At 65.1% G+C, this 17,504-nt stretch carries 13 protein-coding genes; 8 read left to right on the forward strand and 5 right to left on the reverse strand.

Annotated features, from left to right (window positions below):
- The first annotated feature begins 11 nt into the window (after positions 1-11).
- From AC1DB0_RS22320 to AC1DB0_RS22345, 6 genes are all read left to right on the forward strand, one after another.
- Positions 12-797 carry a cyclase family protein gene (locus tag AC1DB0_RS22320; RefSeq protein ID WP_054428082.1) on the forward strand — a complete coding sequence of 262 codons (786 nt, stop codon included), beginning with the start codon at positions 12-14 and terminating at the stop codon, positions 795-797.
- Between the two features lie 35 nt (positions 798-832).
- On the forward strand, positions 833-1,561 hold the full coding sequence (locus AC1DB0_RS22325) for an SDR family NAD(P)-dependent oxidoreductase (RefSeq protein ID WP_476757805.1): 729 nt from the start codon (positions 833-835) through the stop codon (positions 1,559-1,561).
- 176 nt (positions 1,562-1,737) lie between these two features.
- A complete protein-coding gene (locus tag AC1DB0_RS22330) occupies positions 1,738-2,889 on the forward strand; it encodes an ABC transporter substrate-binding protein (protein WP_054428084.1) in 1,152 nt (383 codons plus the stop codon).
- An 18-nt stretch (positions 2,890-2,907) separates the two neighbouring features.
- Entirely contained in the window at positions 2,908-3,948 is a 1,041-nt protein-coding gene (locus AC1DB0_RS22335) for a branched-chain amino acid ABC transporter permease (RefSeq protein WP_175170791.1), read from the forward strand.
- Positions 3,945-5,741 carry a branched-chain amino acid ABC transporter ATP-binding protein/permease gene (locus tag AC1DB0_RS22340; RefSeq protein WP_054428086.1) on the forward strand — a complete coding sequence of 599 codons (1,797 nt, stop codon included), beginning with the start codon at positions 3,945-3,947 and terminating at the stop codon, positions 5,739-5,741. The genes AC1DB0_RS22335 and AC1DB0_RS22340 overlap by 4 nt, the downstream gene beginning before the upstream one ends.
- On the forward strand, positions 5,738-6,541 hold the full coding sequence (locus tag AC1DB0_RS22345) for an ABC transporter ATP-binding protein (protein WP_342067746.1): 804 nt from the start codon (positions 5,738-5,740) through the stop codon (positions 6,539-6,541). Before AC1DB0_RS22340 ends, AC1DB0_RS22345 begins: the two co-directional genes overlap by 4 nt.
- On the opposite strand, the gene AC1DB0_RS22350 is transcribed toward AC1DB0_RS22345, so the two are convergent.
- A complete protein-coding gene (locus AC1DB0_RS22350) occupies positions 6,506-7,441 on the reverse strand; it encodes a glycosyltransferase family 2 protein (protein ID WP_054428087.1) in 936 nt (311 codons plus the stop codon). The two genes, AC1DB0_RS22345 and AC1DB0_RS22350, sit on opposite strands and share 36 nt — an antisense overlap.
- Positions 7,442-7,664: 223 nt before the next feature.
- Here AC1DB0_RS22350 and AC1DB0_RS22355 point away from each other — a divergent pair, with 223 nt between their 5' ends.
- Complete coding sequence (locus AC1DB0_RS22355; protein ID WP_054428088.1) at positions 7,665-8,633, forward strand: LysR family transcriptional regulator; 969 nt, start codon at positions 7,665-7,667, stop codon at positions 8,631-8,633.
- Between the two features lie 132 nt (positions 8,634-8,765).
- On the opposite strand, the gene AC1DB0_RS22360 is transcribed toward AC1DB0_RS22355, so the two are convergent.
- The 4 genes from AC1DB0_RS22360 to AC1DB0_RS22375 form a co-directional block, all read right to left on the reverse strand.
- On the reverse strand, positions 8,766-8,894 hold the full coding sequence (locus AC1DB0_RS22360; protein ID WP_006226408.1) for a hypothetical protein: 129 nt from the start codon (positions 8,892-8,894) through the stop codon (positions 8,766-8,768).
- 183 nt (positions 8,895-9,077) lie between these two features.
- Positions 9,078-10,010, reverse strand: a complete 933-nt coding sequence (locus AC1DB0_RS22365) for a sugar kinase (RefSeq protein ID WP_054428089.1) — start codon at positions 10,008-10,010, stop codon at positions 9,078-9,080.
- Entirely contained in the window at positions 10,003-10,650 is a 648-nt protein-coding gene (locus AC1DB0_RS22370) for a bifunctional 4-hydroxy-2-oxoglutarate aldolase/2-dehydro-3-deoxy-phosphogluconate aldolase (protein WP_054428090.1), read from the reverse strand. The genes AC1DB0_RS22365 and AC1DB0_RS22370 overlap by 8 nt, the downstream gene beginning before the upstream one ends.
- Positions 10,651-10,672: 22 nt before the next feature.
- Positions 10,673-11,458, reverse strand: a complete 786-nt coding sequence (locus tag AC1DB0_RS22375) for an IclR family transcriptional regulator (RefSeq protein ID WP_447981092.1) — start codon at positions 11,456-11,458, stop codon at positions 10,673-10,675.
- 240 nt (positions 11,459-11,698) lie between these two features.
- Between AC1DB0_RS22375 and uvrA the strand changes: the two genes are divergently transcribed.
- Positions 11,699-17,500 carry an excinuclease ABC subunit UvrA gene (gene uvrA / locus AC1DB0_RS22380; RefSeq protein ID WP_175170788.1) on the forward strand — a complete coding sequence of 1,934 codons (5,802 nt, stop codon included), beginning with the start codon at positions 11,699-11,701 and terminating at the stop codon, positions 17,498-17,500.
- Positions 17,501-17,504 lie beyond the last annotated feature (4 nt).

A 17,504-nucleotide genomic window follows, 5' to 3' on the forward strand; every position in this document is an offset into this window, starting at 1 on the left:
GGAGCAACAGCATGAGCCAGAACATACTTGCCCAATTCATGACGGAACTTGCGTCCGGGCGCATCGGCATCGTGGACCTGACCGAGACGCTGACGCCGGAATTCCCCACCATCGTGCTGCCTCCTGAATTCGGCCAAGCGTGGCCGTTCCGCATCGAGGAAATCTCGCGTTACGACGAGCGCGGCCCGGCCTGGTACTGGAACAACTTCTCGTGCTCGGAACACACCGGCACGCACTTTGACGCGCCCGCGCATTGGGTCACCGGCAAAGACCAGCCCGACAACACCGTCGACACGATTCCCATCGACGCCTTCATCGCCAGCGCCTGCGTCATCGACTGTTCCGCCGAGGCCCGCGACAACCCCGACTTCCTGCTCACCATCGACTTCGTGAAGAAGTGGGAAGAACAGCATGGCCGCATCCCCGCGCGCTCGTGGGTGCTGATGCGCACCGACTGGTCCAAGCGCGCCAAGCCCGCCGAATACCTGAACCTGCAAGACGACGGTGCGCACTCGCCCGGCCCCGACGCCGACGTTGTGCCCTGGCTGATCAAGGAGCGCGATGTGCACGGCTTCGGCACGGAATCCGTGGGCACTGACGCGGGCCAGGCCCAGCATCTGGACCCGCCCTACCCCTGCCACTACTACATGCACGGCAACAACCGCTACGGCCTGCAATGCCTGACGAACCTGGATCAGCTGCCGCCGACGGGCGCGGTGATCTTCTCGGCGCCGCTGAAGATCCGCAGCGGTTCGGGCAGCCCCCTGCGCGTGCTGGCGCTGGCGCCCAAGGCCTGACCGGCACGTTTGGCGAACTCCAACCAAGGACACGCATGACACATATGAACGTAGCGCTGGTCACCGGCGGCAGCGCCGGCATCGGCGCCGAAATCTGCCGCAGCATGCTGGATGCGGGCTACGAAGTGATTTCGATGGCGCGCCGCGCCGCTGACTTCACCCACCCGCGCCTGCACAACATGCAGGTGGACTTGCTGGACGCTGACGCCACCGCGCAAGCCGGCCAGGAAGCCGCGTCCAAATTTCCCATCAGCCACGTTATCCACAACGCGGGCGTCATCTGGCCAAACCTGTTGCCGCAAGTCACGCAGCAAGAGCTGCACGGGTTGACGCAGATCCACCTGGGTGCGGCGATCAGCCTGGTGCAGGCCGCGTTGCCCGGCATGCAGGAACGCCATTTCGGCCGCATCGTGATGATGTCTTCGCGCGGCGCGCTGGGCCTGCCCACCCGCACTGCGTACTCGGCCACCAAGGCCGGCATGGTCGGCATGGCGCGCACATGGTCGCTGGAGCTTGCGCCCTACGGCATCACGGTCAACGTGGTGGCGCCCGGCCCGATCCAGACGGACATGTTTTACGAAGTGATCGAACCCGGCAGCGAACGCGAAAAGCAGCTGGCCAACGGCATCCCGGTCAAGCGCCTGGGCCGCTCGGACGATGTGGCGCGCGCCGTGATGTTCTTTGCGGACCCCGCCAACAGCTTCGTCACCGGCCAGACCTTGTTTGTGTGCGGCGGCGCCAGCGTCAGTTCCATCACCATCTGACCGGGCGCATCCCCCGTCTGTCGTCGGGTTTTAACGGATAGGTAAGCATCAGTACCACGTCTACAGTGCTCATCCTTGAGGGTTAGAGATTTTAAGCAACAAGTAATTCCTGTCGTTCCTGTTTTCTCCGCTTTTCAGCCGCACTCCCACTCTGCTCCCTATCCGGAGGTTTTGCCATGCTGTCGAAGAAACTCCCCCTGGCTGCTGCTGCCGCCATCGCCACCCTGTTCGCCCTGCCCGCGCTGGCCCAAGTCAAAGTGGGCGTCGTCACGTCGTCCACCGGCCCCACCGCGCTGGTGGGCATTCCGCAAAAGAACACGGTGCCGCTGCTGCCCAAGAAGATCGGTGACCTGACCATCGAATACATCTCGCTGGACGACGCCAGCGATTCGACCAACTCGGTCACCGCCTTCAAGAAACTGATTTCGGAGCAGAACGTGGACGCGCTGATCGGGCCGTCGGGTTCGCCCAACGCCATGGGCGTGATCCAGTTCGCCGCAGAAGCCGGCGTGCCGATGCTGGCGCCCGTGGGCACGGCGGCGGTGGTGCTGCCGATGAACGATCAGAAGAAGTGGGTGTTCAAGACCACGCAGAACGACGACATCATCGCCCGTGCGCTGGTGGACCACATGGCCAAGAACGGCATCAAGACGGTGGGCTTCATCGGCCTGAACGATCCGTATGGCGAGAACTGGTACAAGGTTTTCTCGGGCCTGGCCACCGAGAAAGGCATCAAGGTCACCGCCAACGAGCGCTACCTGCGCTTTGACAGCTCGGTCACGGGCCAGGCCTTGAAGATCCTGGCCGCCAAGCCCGACGCCGTGCTGGTCGCTGCCCCGGGCGCGGCCAGCGTGTTGCCGCAAACCACGCTGTTCGATCAGGGCTACAAGGGCAAGTTCTACCAAACCCACGGCGCGGCCCTGCCCGACTTCCTGAAGCTGGGCGGCAAGAAGGTCGAAGGCACGGTGCTGGCCGCCAGCCTGATGCTGGTGTTGCCGGAAATGCCGGACAGCAACCCGTCCAAGAAAGTTGCCAGCGACTACATCGCCGCGTACGAAAAGTTGAACGGCTCCAAGCCCGCCACCTTCGGCGCCAACGTCTATGACGCCGGCCTGCTGTTGGAAAAGGCGGTGCCGATTGCAGAAAAGGCCGGCAAACCGGGCACCAAGGAATTCCGCAGCGCCTTGCGCGACGCGCTGGAACAGACCAAGGAGCTGGTAGGCACGCAAGGCGTCTACAACATGAGCGCCGCGGACCACAGCGGCTTCGATGACCGCGGCCGCGAGCTCATCACCGTCAAAGACGGCAACTGGACGCTCGTGAAGTAACGGCTTGGACTTTTTCGCATGAATGCTCAGATCGCCTTGATACTTGGGCAGGACGGCATCACCAACGGCGCGATCTATGCGTTGTTGGCGTTGTCGATCCTGCTGGTCTTTACCGTTACCCGCGTGCTGTTCATCCCTCAGGGCGAATTCGTCGCCTTCGGTGCGCTGACCATGGCGGCCATCCAGGCCGGTAAACCCGTGCTGCTGGTCTGGCTGCTGCTGGCGTTCGCGCTGGCCGAAGCCGCCGCCGACCTGATGGCGCGGGCCAAGCGCCCTGGCCGCAACCGCGGCCTGTGGCGCATTGGCGTCAAGGTGATCTATCCGCTGATCCTGGCGGGCCTGCTTTACCAGCTGCCGCTGGCGCAATTGCCAATGGCGGTGCAGGCCTTGCTGACGCTGCTGCTGGTGGTGCCGATGGGGCCGCAGCTGTATCGCTTGTTCTACCAGCCGATCGCATCGGCTTCAACGCTGGTGCTGCTGATTGTGTCCATTGCCGTGCACCTGGCGCTGGTTGGCCTGGGGCTGCTGGCGTTTGGCGCCGAGGGCGCGCGCACCGCGCCGTTTTCCGACGCCAGCCTGACGCTGGGGCCGATCAACGTCAACAGCCAGGCACTGTGGGTGGTGGCGGTGTCGGCGGTGCTGATCGTCGTGCTGTACCAATTCTTTGAACGCTCGATGTACGGCAAAGCCCTGCGCGCCGCCGCGTTCAACCGGCTGGGCGCGCGGCTGATGGGCATTTCGCCCATTTTCGCGGGCCGCGCCACCTTCTTCCTGGCCGCGCTGATCGGCACGGTGTCCGGCATTTTGATCGCCCCCATCACCACCATGTATTTCGATTCAGGCTTCATGGTCAGCCTGAAGGGCTTCGTGGGCGCCATCATCGGCGGGCTGGTCAGCTACCCGCTGGCGGCGGGCGGCGCCATTCTGGTGGGCCTGATCGAAGCGTTCTCGTCGTTTTACGCCAGCGCCTACAAAGAAATCATTGTGTTCACGCTGATCATCCCCGTGCTGCTCTGGCGCTCGTTGAAAAGCCATCACGTCGAGGAAGAAGACGAATGAACCCCCGCATCATCCTCTTCGTGTTCCTGGCGCTGCTGGCGCTGGGGCCGCTGGCCTTGCCGCCGTTCTATGTGACCTTGCTGAACTACATCGGCCTGTACGCGCTGGTGGCGCTGGGCCTGGTGCTGCTGACGGGCGTGGGCGGGCTGACCAGCTTTGGGCAGGCTGCGTTCGTGGGCGTAGGCGCTTACACCACGGCGCTGCTGACGACCCGCGCCGACACCCTGCCCAGCTGGCTGGCATGGCTGGGCGCATCGCCCTGGCTGACGCTGTTGGCCGGCCTGGTGCTGACGCTGGTGATCGCGTATTTGCTGGGCGCCATCACGCTCAAGCTGTCGGGCCACTTTCTGCCGCTGGGCACCATTGCATGGGGCTTGTCGCTGTACTTCGCCTTCGGTTCCGTTGAAGGACTGGGCGGGCATACCGGCATTCCGGACATCCCCGCCATCAGCCTGTTCGGCTGGTCGTTGAACCAGGGCGAACACATCTACTACCTGATCTGGGCGTTCCTGCTCGTGGCGGTATGGTCCACGCAAAACCTGCTGGACTCGCGCGAAGGCCGCGCCATCCGCGCGCTCAAGGGCGGGCGCGTCATGGCGGAATCCATGGGCGTGGACACGGCGCGTTCGCGCATGGTGATCTTCATCATCGCGGCGTTGCAGGCCTGCGCGTCGGGCTGGCTGTATGCGCACATGCAGCGCTTCGTGAACCCCAACCCGTTCGGCTTGCAGATGGGTATCGAATACCTGTTCATGACCGTCATCGGCGGCGCGGGCCAGGTCTGGGGCGCGCTGGTGGGTGCGGGGGTATTCACCGTGCTCAAGCAATGGCTGCAGGACTGGATGCCCAAGCTGCTGGGCCAGACGGGCAACTTTGAAGTCATCGTTTTCGGGTTTGGCATGGTGCTGTTGCTGCACCGCGCCCGCAGCGGCCTGTGGCCGGTGCTGACCCGCTGGGTGCCGGTCAAGAAGGCGGTGCGCCGCGTGGACATGAACGCCGAGCCGCTGCCGCGCAAGCCCATGCCGGCGCGTGGCGAAGTGGTGCTGAAGGCCGTGGACGTGACGCGCAAGTTCGGCGGCCTGGTCGCCAACAACGCGATGAACCTGGAGATACGCGCGGGCGAAATCCTGGCGCTGATCGGCCCGAACGGCGCGGGCAAGAGCACGATGTTCAACCAGATCTCGGGCGTGGATACGCCGACGTCGGGTCAGGTGACGTTGTTGGGCGAATCGGTGGCGGGCGCTGGCGCGCGCAAGATTGCGCGGCTGGGGTTGTCGCGCACGTTCCAGCATGTGCGCCTGCTGGGCCGCATGAGCGTGCTGGAAAACGTGGCTATCGGCGCCCACCTGCGCGGGCATCGCGGCGTGCTGCCCGCGGCGTGGCGCATGGACCGGCCCGAAGAAGCGCGCCTGCTGGCCGAAGCCGCGCGCCAGGTCGAACGCGTGGGCCTGGGCAAGCATCTGCACGACGAAGCGGGCTCGCTGGCGCTGGGCCAACAACGCATTCTGGAAATTGCGCGCGCGCTGGCTTCCGACCCGTGCATCCTGCTGCTGGACGAACCCGCGGCCGGGCTGCGGTATCAAGAAAAGTGCGAGCTGGCCGAGCTGCTGAAGAAGCTGCGTGCTGAAGGCATGGCCATCCTGCTGGTCGAGCACGATATGGATTTCGTGATGGGCCTGGTGGATCGCGTGGTGGTAATGGACTTTGGGGAAAAGATCGCCGAAGGCTTGCCCGCCGACATCCAGAACAACCCCGCGGTGCTTGAAGCGTATCTGGGCGGAGTGGACGAATGAGCACGAACCTGCTGGAAGTGCGCGGCCTGCGCGTGGCCTACGACAAGGTGGAAGCCGTGTCGGGCGTAAGCCTGACGGTGGGCGAAGGCCAGATCGTGACCGTGATCGGCCCGAACGGCGCGGGCAAGACCACCTTGCTGTCCGCCATCATGGGTGTGCTGCCGTCAACGGGCCACATCACGTTCGGCGGCAAGGCGCAAGAACATGCCGAGATCGAAGAAATGGTGGCGGCCGGCATGAACCTGGTGCCGGAGAAGCGCGAACTCTTTGCCGAGATGACGGTGCAAGACAACCTGATGCTGGGCGCGTTCCACCGCTTCCGTTGCGGCCTGCGCGATCAGGACAAGACGCTGGCAGAGGTCTATGAGCTGTTCCCCCGCTTGAAGGAACGCCATGCCCAGTTGGCCGGCACCCTGTCGGGCGGTGAACGCCAGATGCTGGCCGTGGGCCGCGCGCTGATGGCCAAGCCCCGGCTGCTGATGCTGGATGAGCCCAGCCTGGGCCTCGCGCCGCGCATCGTGCGCGAGGTGTTTCGCATCGTGGCGCGGCTGCGCGAGATGGGCGTATCCATTTTGCTGATCGAACAAAACGCCCGCGCCGCACTGCAAGTGGCCGACTACGCCTATGTGCTGGAGACGGGCGCCGTCACGCTGGAAGGCCCGGCGGCGGAAGTCGCCGTGGACCCGCGCGTGGTCGAGGTGTACCTGGGCCTAGGCCACGGCGCGGCCCAAGGCGGATCAGGCAGCGCCGCCAGCCACGGCGGCTCAGGCCACCCCGCGCCGCCGGTCGCGGCGGTATAGCGCATAGCCGACGGGCCACATCGCCGCCACCATGAAGGTCGCGACGGGGTTCGTCAGCTTGTAGGCCTGCACGGCGGTCGGCACGCCGGAGTGCTTCAGGTGCAGGCGGAAGCGCGTATAGCGCGCCGCCGCCATGATGAATTCGCGCGGCCGGAAGCGGAAGAATTCCAGGTGATGTTGCAGCATGTCCCACGCCAGCAGGTACAGGCCCTGCGCGTTGTTGGACACGGACACGGCGCCTTGGCTCAGGCCGCCCGGCGTGTCGTGGTAGGTGCGCACGACACGGTTGATGAAACGGCTGAGATAGCCCGCGCGTGCAATCGCCCACCACACCAGGCTTTCCGGCACGAAGCCCGCCACGTCTTCGGGAAAGGGATATTTCCTGAGGATGTCGGTGCGCATGCAGCCGAATTTTTCGCCCTTGATGCGATACCGGAAGTACACGTCCACGGCGGTGCTGTCGAAGACGTCTTGCGGATAGCGGTCGCCCACGATGCTGCCGTCAGGGCGCGCACACAAGCCCGTGATCGCCACATAGGAATCGCGGCGCGCAGGCGGGATGGCGTCCCAGGCGTCCTTGAAGGTGGCCAGCGCATCGGGCGGCATTTCGTCGTCGCTGTCCAGACCCACAATCATCTGGCCTTGCGCTTCACGCACGCCACGGTTGAAGGCGGTTTTCTTGTGCTGGTTGTTCTGCCAGATATAGCGGATGGGAAAATCGGCGCGCGTCTGCCAATCCAGGATGGATTCGTGTGTGTTGTCGGTGGAACCGTCGTCCACCACCACCCATTCGAAATCCCTGAATGTCTGCCGGGAGAGCGATTCATACACCCGGTGCAGCGTGCCTGCCCGGTTGTAGGTGGGCGTCAGAACGGTGAAAAACGTTGGTGTATCGGTCATGCCTGCTATGCCCCTTTGCGATCTCCGTGACACCGCTGCGGTCTTGGTCTATCTGTTTTCGCCTGAAGTGTAGGGGATATGCCCCCACTAACCGATGCCATCCCATTCGAATTTGCAATCAAATCTGACAACGCGTGCATTAATCAGGCGAAATTGCGCGGGTTTGTGCATTGGGCCGCAAGCGGGACTGGCGTAAACTCGTGCGGCCCAAACCGGAATGCCTATGGAAGCTTCAACTGTCCAGCTCAATGACATCGCCTTGTTCGTCGAGGTTGCCAAGCGCAAGAGCTTCAGCATGGCGGCCCGCGCGCTGGACATGCCCACGTCCACGCTGTCTCGCCGCATCAATGAACTGGAACGCGCCATCGGCCTGCGGCTCATCAACCGCAACACGCGCCGGCTGGACCTGACCGAAGCGGGCGCGGCGTACATGCGCCGCTGCCAGGGGCTGATCGACGAAGCGCGTCTGGCGCATGAACAATTGCTGTCGCTGTCCGGCGGCCCGTCCGGTAATTTGCGGGTGTCGATGCCTTACAGCCTGGCGATCTGGCTGCTGCCGGAAACCATCAACGACTTCACCGACCGTTATCCCGACGTCGAATGCGAATTCGACCTGAGCATGATGACGGCGTCCGACGCGCAAGGCACGCCGTTCGACGTAGTGCTGCGCTTTGGCCGCAATTCAGACTTTTCGCTGGCCACGCTGGATGCCGGCAATGGCAATGGCAATGGCGGCGGCGCCACGCGGCCCGATGGCGCGGTGGTGCAGGAACTGGTGTCGCTGGACAACTATCTGTATGCGTCCGACCGCTATCTGGAACGCCACGGCGAACCGAAGACGCCCGCCGATCTGAGCCAGCATCAATGCCTGCGCACCACCATCGACGACGCGCATTCGCACTGGACGCTGCACAACGGGTCGGTCAATGAAGTGGTGCCGGTCAGCGGCCATCTTGCCGCCAACAATATGAGCATTGCGGGCACGCTGGCCGGGCTGGACCTGGCCATTACGCGGATGCCCCATTGCCAGGCGCTGGACCCGATCATCAAGCGCAATTCACTGCGGCGCGTATTGCCGGGCTGGTCGGTGGACCCGATCTCGATCTACGTGATCTACCCGTCAAGCATCCAGCCGGCGAAGACGCGGGCGTTCATGGATTTCATCAAGCCGAAGCTGGGTCCGGCGGTCTGATAGGTTGACGGGTATCGCGCTTCGCCCCTTTCGCCCTGCACCCATTTCGCGCTTCGCCCAGCTTCAGTGCACCCCAAAAAAAATCCCCGCACAGCTTGCGCCATGCGGGGATTTTTCAGATCAGGGCGTTGATTAGACGCGCTTGATCTTTTCCAGCATCTTGAAAACACCCTTGGGCGACTTGACGAACAAGCGCTTGAAGGCCTTGCCCAGGCAACGGCGTTCCAGGGTGTTACGACGCACGCGTTTGCGTTCAGCCATGTTGATTCTCCTGTTGAATTTGCGGAAAAAATATCCCGCACAACCGGTAGTCGGGCTGGCGGAAAAATTGGGTAACTTGGCATTTTAGCCTGAAATTCACAGGCGGCGCCAATGGCGGGAAATCAGGGCGGCAAATCGGCAGGGAATAATCCGTCCCTAAATCTTTCCACGCCCTGCCCGCCATCACTCCGCCAGCGACTTCAGCCGTGCCAAAACCTGTTCGGTGCGCGGCAACGGGTCCACCGCGCCATAGCCCAAGGTGGACAACGCCGCCGCCGCATTCGCGTAGCGCACCGCGTCTTCCCAGGAATCGCCCTGACAGCGCCGGGCCAGCAGGCTGCCGGCGAAACAATCGCCCGCTCCCGTGGCGTCTACCGCGTCCACGCGCAACGCGGCGACCGGCGTGCGCGTTTTGCCGTCGTCAATGATGGAACCGTCCTTGCCTAGCTTCAGCACCACCACGCCCGCCGCGCCACCATCGCGAATCCAGTCCAGCGTGCGTTCGGGGTCGTCGTTGCCGGTCAGGTGCTGCATGTCGTCCATGCTGGGCAGGAACAGGTCCGCCTCGCGCATGGTTTCGCGCAAGATGGCGCGCGCCCGGTCAACCGGCCACAGCCGCAAGCGCAGGTTCGAATCCAGGCTGACCTGGGCGCCAGCCGCATGCGCACGTTCGATGGCGGCAAACACCGTATCGCAGGCGCTGGTACTGATCGCCATGCTGATGCCGGACACGTGCAGGAACTGGCTGCGTTCGATCAGCCCGCTATCCAGCAAAGCCGGCGTCATCAGGCTGGCGGCGGAACCGCGGCGCAGGTAGCTGAACGCATGGCCGTCGGGGCCGTGCTGCACGAAGTACAGGCCAGTGTGGGCGTCGTCATCGCGCTGCACGCCGCTGGTGTCGACCCCTTCCGAGGCCCACAAGTCCAGGAACTGGGCGCCAAAGGCGTCATTGCCCACGCGCGTCAGGTAGGCGCAGCGGGCGCCCTGCCGGGCCGCGGCGATAACGGCGTTGGACGTGTCGCCGCCAAAGCCTTGCAGATATTGCAGCTGGCCCTTGTGCGTCTGGTTCATCTCAACCAGCGGTTCGCCCAGCGCGACGATATCGAAGTCAGCCATGGGCGGCCTCGCGGGTACGGGTGATCTGGGCCACCAGCGCGGCGGTGTCGCGCGCGGCGAAGGCGGCCTTGTCGTAGAGGTTGCTGCCGATGCCCACCAGCCCGGCGCCTGCGGCAAAGTACGACGCCATGTTGTCTTGCGTAATGCCGCCCGTGGGGCAGAAGATCGTGTCGGGGTAAACCGATTTCAGCGCGGCCAGATGCTTGGGGCCGCCGGTGTCGGCGGGGAACACCTTCACTACGTCCACGCCCGCGCGGCGCGCGGCCAGCACTTCGGTGGGGGTGAACGCCCCCAGCAGGCATAGCGCGTCGGCGGCGTGCGCCATGTCGACGATATCGGTGGCCAAGGCGGGCGACACCAGGAAATCGGCGCCCGCCACCAGGGCCTCGCGCGCCTGGGTTTCATCCAGCACGGTGCCCACGCCCAGCAGCAGGCTGGCGCCGTGCTTGTCGCGCAGCGCGCGCACCAGGTCCGTCACGCCCGGAATCGTCCAGGTCAGTTCCAGGGTGGTGCAGCCGGCCGCCACGGCCACTTCGGCGGCATAGGCGGCGGTGGCCGCGTCCGTATAGCGCAGCACGGGCACGACCCGGGCGGCCAGCAGGGCGGAAAGCTTTGAGGCGATAGGAGCGGAAGCGGTCATGGAATTCCTCTGTGGCGAACGGTCAGACGCCGCCGGACGATGCCGGCAGAACGGCAAGTTTGGCTGCGGCGGCGTCGCGCAGCCGCAGCAAGGGATCGATATAAGCGGCTTGCGGGTCGTCTTGCCGCCGGAACAGCAAGGTGCTGACGCTGACGCCCGCCACCGGCCGGCCAGCCGCGTCGCACAGCGCCACGCCGTAGCAGACGATGCCGGCTTCATTTTCCTCGTTGTCCATGGCATAGCCGAGGCGGCGCGCCTCGTCCAGCACGGTGCGCAGCGCAGGCAGGCTGGTGACAGTGCCGGGCATGCGGGCCGGCAGCGGCAAATCGCGCAGCAGGCGTTCGCGGGCGGCGTCGTCCAGCGCGGCCAGATAGGCCTTGCCGACCGCGCTGGAATGCAGCGCCACTGATGACCCCACGCGCGACACCATGCGCACCGGGCCGGGGCTTTCCAGCTTGTCGATATAGATCATTTCGTGGCCGGCCGGCACCGCCAGATGCACGGTTTCGCCGGTGGCGTCGCGCAGCGCCTGCAAGTCGGGCGCCAGAGCCGCACGCAGGTCAAATTGCGACCAGGCGCGGCTGGCCAGCGACATCAGGCGCGTGCCCAGGCGGTACACGCCGCCCGATTCCGCCACCATGCCCTGCTCGGCCAGCGCCGCCACGATGCGGTAGACCGTCGGGCGAGGATAGCCGCAGGTGCGCGCCAGCAGCGCGGCCGTGGGCGGTTCGGGCGCATCGGCCACCGCCTGCAACACGGTCATGAATTTAGCGAACGCCGCAGCGCCCGCGACCTTGGTTTCCAACAAGAACGTCCCCAAATGATGACAATCTGCCATCAACAATGCCCGCAGCGATTTCGTAAGGCAATCAGCACGAATGTCAGACGAATCTGCGATACTGTTTATTTGTACAGCTGCACGGCCTATATTTGTCCATATTATGGACAAGCGCCTCACAATATAGGCAATTATTCCATATCGCCGCGCTTGGAACCAGCGAAGGGTTATCGCTCGGGCAGGCGCCTACCTCAGGCTACGATACCGTCCATGAGCTCCCAAATCCGCATCGTTGGCGCACGCCAGAACAACCTCAAAAACCTGGACCTGACTCTCGCCACCGGCGAATTGGTCGTTGTGACCGGCGTGTCGGGGTCCGGCAAAAGTTCACTGGCGTTTGACACGCTGTATGCCGAAGGCCAGCGGCGCTACGTGGAAACCTTCTCGCCCTATGCGCGCCAGTTCCTGGACCGCATGGACAAGCCGCAGGTGGACCGCATCGAAGGCATTTTGCCGGCCATCGCCATCGACCAGACCAACCCCGTGCGCAGCTCGCGCAGCACGGTTGGCACGATGACCGAACTGAACGACCACCTGAAGCTGCTGTTCGCGCGGGGCGCCCGGCTGTACTGCCGTGGCTGCGGCAAGGTGGTGCGCCGTGACACGCCTGATTCCATCTACCACTCGCTGGCCGAACGCGCCGCCGTGGCAGGCGACCCGCGCCTGGTCGTGACCTTTCCCATCGCCGTGCCCGCCAACTTCACCGAAGACGAAGTGCGCGGCTTTCTTGAGCAGCAGGGTTATACACGCGTGCACGCCGAGGAAACGGCCGTGCCGCGCGCGACCGTTGCCAAAAGCGCAAAAGCCGCCAAAGCCGCCAAGGGCGCCAAGAAGGGCAAGGCCGCCAAGGACGCGGGCGAAGAACGCCGCATTCTGCACGTCATTCAAGACCGCTTCCGCTTTGCCGGCACCGAGCGCGAACGCGTCATGGAAGCGCTGGACACCGCGCTGCGCATGGGCGCCGGGCATCTGGCCGTCTACGCCGTGAACGCCGAAGGCGAAAACGCAGACATCTGGAAGTACAGCGACCGCCTGCACTGCGCCGACTGCAACATCGAATACACCGACCCGCTGCCCAGCAGCTTCTCGTTCAATTCACCGCTGGGCGCCTGCGAGGCCTGCCGCGGTTTCGGCCGCGTGATCGGCATCGACTTCGGCCTGGTCATCCCCGACGAAAACAAAACCCTGCTGGAAGGCGCGATCAAGCCGTGGACCACGCCGTCTTATAAAGAATGCCAGGACGAGCTGCAAAAATACGCACCGCGCGCGGGCGTGCCGCTGGGCGTGCCATGGAAAAGCCTGTCTGAAGAACACAAGCGCTGGGTGCTGTATGGCACGCCCGACTGGAAGGGCGGCAACGACGCCTGGAAGCACCAGTGGTACGGCGTGCAGCGCTTTTTCGACTGGCTGGAAACCAAGGCCTACAAGATGCACGTGCGCGTGCTGCTGTCGAAATACCGCAGCTACACGCCCTGCCCCACCTGCAACGGCGCGCGCCTGAAACCCGATGCGCTGCTGTGGCGCCTGGGCACGAAAGAAGAAGCCGACACCGTGCTGCCGCCGGAAGACGGCCGCTACCAGCGCTTCATGCCGGTCGGCGCCAACTGGACGCGCGATCAGCTGAACAACATCGGCGGCCTGTCCATCCATGACGTGATGCTGCTGCCCATCGAACGCGTGCGACGCTTCTTCGATGAGCTGTCGTTCTCGGGTGCGCTGGACGCGGCCACCGATCTGCTGATGACGGAAGTCCGCGCGCGTCTGAAATTCCTGTGCGACGTGGGCCTGGGCTACCTGACGCTTGACCGCCAGAGCCGCACGCTGTCGGGCGGTGAAGTGCAGCGCATCAACCTGACCACCGCGCTGGGCACATCACTGGTGAACACGCTGTTCGTGCTGGACGAGCCGTCCATCGGCCTGCACCCGCGCGACATGCACCGCGTGGTGGAAGTCATGCACCGGCTGCGCAACGCCGGCAACACGCTGGTGGTGGTGGAGCACGATCCGCAAGTGATGGTGGCTGCCGACCGCATTATCGACATCGGCCCCGGCCCGGGCGAACGCGGCGGCTACATCGTCTTTGACGGTACGCCCAAGCAACTGCGCGCGGCCGACACGCTGACCGGCAATTACCTGGGCGGCCGCCAGCGCGTGGAAGCGCCGCGCCCCATGCCGGTGGCGGCGAACACGCCGCGCCTGCTGCTGGAAGGCGTCAACGCGCACAACCTGAAGAACGTATCGGTTGAGCTGCCGCTGGGCCGCCTCGTCTGCGTGACCGGCGTGTCTGGCTCGGGCAAGTCCACCCTGGTTCAAGACGTGCTGTACCCCGCCCTGCTCAAGCAAAAGGGCAAGCCGTCGGAATCGCCCGGCGCGTTTGACCGCCTGCTGGGCGCCGAGCAGATTGCCGACGTGGTCATGGTGGACCAGACCCCGATCGGCAAGACGGCGCGCTCCAACCCCGCCAGCTACGTGGGCGCCTTTGACGCCATCCGCAAGCTGTTCGCCCAGGCCCCGCTTGCGCGCGAACGCGCCTACACAGCCGGCACGTTCAGCTTCAACGGCGGCGACGGCCGCTGCCCGACTTGCGGCGGCACCGGGTTTGAACACGTCGAAATGCAGTTCCTGTCCGACGTCTACCTGCGCTGCCCGGATTGCGACGGCAAGCGTTTCCGCCCCGAAGTGCTGGAAGTGCGCGTCGAACACCTGGGCAAGAGCGCGTCCATCGACGAAGTGCTGGCCATGACGGTCAGCGAAGCGCTGGACTTCTTCAAGGGCCTGCGCGACGTCCAGACCGGCCTGGCGCCGCTGGCCGACGTGGGCCTGGAATACGTGCGGCTGGGCCAGCCCGTGCCCACGTTGTCGGGGGGCGAGGCGCAGCGCCTGAAGCTGGCCGGCCACTTGGCCGAAGCCGCCCGCAGCGGCATTTCCACGGCCAAGGTCGCCAAGAAGGGCAGCCTGTTCCTGTTCGACGAACCCACCACCGGCCTGCACTTTGACGACGTCGCGCGGCTGATGCGCGCCTTCCGCAAGCTGCTGGCCGCCGGCCACACGCTGCTGGTCATTGAACACAACCTGGACGTGATCCGCGCAGCCGACTGGCTGATCGACCTGGGCCCCGAAGGCGGCGACGCCGGCGGCCTGGTGCTGGGCGTAGGCACGCCGCAAGACCTGATGGACAACCCCAAGTCCCACACCGGCGCCGCGCTGCGCGACTACGAGGTCAGCATCCTGCCGGCTGACGTGGTGGTGACCAGCGACGCCGATGCGCAGGAAGCCGAGCAAGCCGGCCTGACCGCCCGCATCGCCGAACCCGTCGCAACCTACAACGACGCCGCCATTGGGGCGGGCGACGGCACGCCGCTGCAATCCGTGATGCGCGCGCGCCGCCAAGGCAACATGGCGATCGAAATCCGCAACGCGCGCGAACACAACCTGAAGAACATCAGCGTCGAAATCCCGCACGACAAGTTCACCGTGATCACCGGCGTGTCCGGCTCGGGCAAGTCGACGCTGGCTTTCGACATTCTGTTCAACGAAGGCCAGCGCCGTTATCTGGAATCGTTGAACGCCTACGCCCGCGCCATCGTGCAGCCGGCCGGCAAGCCGGATGTGGACGCCATCTTCGGCATCCCGCCCACCGTCGCCATCGAACAGCGCACCAGCCGCGGGGGCCGCAAGTCCACCGTGGCCACCATGACGGAAATCCACCATTTCCTGCGCCTGCTCTATGTGAAGCTGGGCACGCAGTACTGCCCGGATTGCAACGTGGCCGTCGAACCGCAGAACACGGACCAGATCGTGGCCCGCCTGCTGCGCGACCACAAGGGTGAGCATATCGGCCTGTTGGCCCCGCTGGTCACCGCGCGCAAGGGCTATTACACGGACCTGGCCAAGTGGGCCGGTTCCAAGGGCCATTCGCACCTGCGCGTGGACGGCGAGTTCATCCCCGTGGCCCCGTGGCCGCGCCTGGACCGCTACAAGGAACACACCATCGAACTGCCCGTGGCGGACGTGGTGGTGGACCCCGCCAACGAAGCCGACCTGCGCGCGGCCGTCAAGAGCGCGCTGGAAAATGGCCAGGGCGTGATGTCGGTGGTGTGGCCGGTGAACAAGCTGCATGAAGCGCTGAACAGCGAATTGCAGCAACAGCATTTCTCGGTCAAGCGCGCGTGCCCGTCTTGCGGCACCAGCTTCCCCGAACCCGACCCGCGCTTGTTCTCGTACAACTCCAAGCACGGCTGGTGCACGGGCTGCTACGGCACGGGCCTGCAATTGCAGGGCTTTGACGAAGAACAGACTGGCGAAGAAACCGCCTGGAACGCGTGGTACGAAGGCGAGGCCAAGGCCTGCACGCAATGCGACGGGCAGCGCCTGAACCGCGTGGCGCGCGCCGTGCGCTGGCGCGATAAATCCATCGCCGAACTGGCGTCGTTGCCCGTGTCTGACGCGCACACCTTCTTCACCGGACTGGTTGCGCGCGGCCGCGAAGGCGAAATCGCCCGCGACATCCTGACGGAAATCCGCGGCCGCCTGAACTTCATGCAGGAAGTGGGCCTGAACTATCTGGCGCTGGACCGCGCCGCGCCGACGTTGTCGGGCGGCGAAGCGCAGCGCATCCGCCTGGCCGCGCAGCTGGGTTCCAACCTGCAGGGCGTTTGCTACGTGCTGGACGAGCCCACCATCGGCCTGCACCCGCGCGACAACCGCATCCTGCTGGACGCGCTGGCTCGGCTGGAAGGCAACGGCAACACGCTGGTGGTGGTGGAACATGACGACGACACCATCCGCCGCGCGTCGCACGTGATCGACATCGGACCGGGCGCGGGCATCCGCGGCGGCCGTGTCGTGGCGCAAGGCACCGTGGAAGACGTGATGAATGCGCCGGAGTCCATCACCGGCCGCTACCTGAAGACGCCGCTTGCGCATCCGCTGCAAGGCCGCCGTCCGGTTGAAGCCGACACGCCCATGATCGAAATTCGCGGCGCGCGCCTGCACAACCTGCGCAGCGTGGACGCCAAGATTCCGGTGGGCCGCCTCAGTGTGGTGACTGGCGTGTCCGGTTCCGGCAAATCCACGTTGGCGCGTGAAGTGCTGCTGGACAACCTGACGCAAGCCGTCTCGCAAGGCAAGTCGCCCGGCTGGGCTGGCTGCGAGAGCATCAAGGGTTGGGAAGCCATCGACCGCGTGCTGGAAGTGGACCAGACCCCCATCGGCAAGACGCCGCGCTCGTGCCCGGCCACCTACGTGGGCTTCTGGGACGACGTGCGCAAGCAGTTCGCCGACACCCGCGAAGCCCGCATGCGCGGCTGGACGGCGGCGCGCTTCTCGTTCAACACCGGCGACGGCCGCTGCCCCATCTGCGAAGGCCAAGGCATGCGCACCATCGAAATGAACTTCCTGCCCGACGTGAAAGTGCCGTGCGACGCGTGCAATGGCGCACGCTTCAACAGCGACACGCTCAGCGTGCAGATGCGCGGCAAGAACGCCGGCGAGCTCCTGTCCATGGAAGTGGACGACGCCATCGGCTACTTCGCGGCGCACCCGAAAATCCATCGTCCGCTGCAACTGATGCAAGACGTGGGCCTGGGGTACCTGACGCTGGGCCAGCCGTCGCCCACGCTGTCGGGCGGCGAGGCGCAGCGCATCAAGCTGGTCACCGAGCTGTCCAAGGCGCGCCTGACCGATGGCCTGATCAAGACCGGCCGCGCCTCGCGCATTCCGCACACGCTGTACGTGCTGGACGAACCGACGGTGGGCTTGTCGATGGCCGACGTCGAAAAATTGATCCATGTGCTGCATCGTCTGGTGGAAGCCGGCAACACGGTGGTGGTGATCGAGCATAATCTGGACGTCATCGCCGAAGCCGACTGGCTGCTGGATCTGGGCCCCGAAGGCGGCACGGGCGGCGGCAAGCTGGTTGCCGAAGGCTCGCCGGAACATGTGATGACCCTGGCCGACCACTCCCACACGGGGCGCGTCCTGACGGAATTCCTGGCACATCAACCGCAGTAGCAAG

The sequence above is a fragment of the Achromobacter sp. 10T422 genome (assembly GCF_056394065.1).

Bases quoted from the DNA above. Each gene is read 5' to 3' on its own strand.
- AC1DB0_RS22350 (WP_054428087.1), bottom strand. From the start codon at position 7,441: ATGACCGATACACCAACGTTTTTCACCGTTCTGACGCCCACCTACAAC.
- AC1DB0_RS22355 (WP_054428088.1), top strand. From the start codon at position 7,665: ATGGAAGCTTCAACTGTCCAGCTCAATGACATCGCCTTGTTCGTCGAG.
- AC1DB0_RS22325 (WP_476757805.1), top strand. From the start codon at position 833: ATGACACATATGAACGTAGCGCTGGTCACCGGCGGCAGCGCCGGCATC.
- AC1DB0_RS22340 (WP_054428086.1), top strand. From the start codon at position 3,945: ATGAACCCCCGCATCATCCTCTTCGTGTTCCTGGCGCTGCTGGCGCTG.
- AC1DB0_RS22365 (WP_054428089.1), bottom strand. From the start codon at position 10,010: ATGGCTGACTTCGATATCGTCGCGCTGGGCGAACCGCTGGTTGAGATG.
- AC1DB0_RS22370 (WP_054428090.1), bottom strand. From the start codon at position 10,650: ATGACCGCTTCCGCTCCTATCGCCTCAAAGCTTTCCGCCCTGCTGGCC.
- AC1DB0_RS22330 (WP_054428084.1), top strand. From the start codon at position 1,738: ATGCTGTCGAAGAAACTCCCCCTGGCTGCTGCTGCCGCCATCGCCACC.
- AC1DB0_RS22320 (WP_054428082.1), top strand. From the start codon at position 12: ATGAGCCAGAACATACTTGCCCAATTCATGACGGAACTTGCGTCCGGG.
- AC1DB0_RS22345 (WP_342067746.1), top strand. From the start codon at position 5,738: ATGAGCACGAACCTGCTGGAAGTGCGCGGCCTGCGCGTGGCCTACGAC.
- uvrA (WP_175170788.1), top strand. From the start codon at position 11,699: ATGAGCTCCCAAATCCGCATCGTTGGCGCACGCCAGAACAACCTCAAA.
- AC1DB0_RS22360 (WP_006226408.1), bottom strand. From the start codon at position 8,894: ATGGCTGAACGCAAACGCGTGCGTCGTAACACCCTGGAACGCCGTTGC.
- AC1DB0_RS22335 (WP_175170791.1), top strand. From the start codon at position 2,908: ATGAATGCTCAGATCGCCTTGATACTTGGGCAGGACGGCATCACCAAC.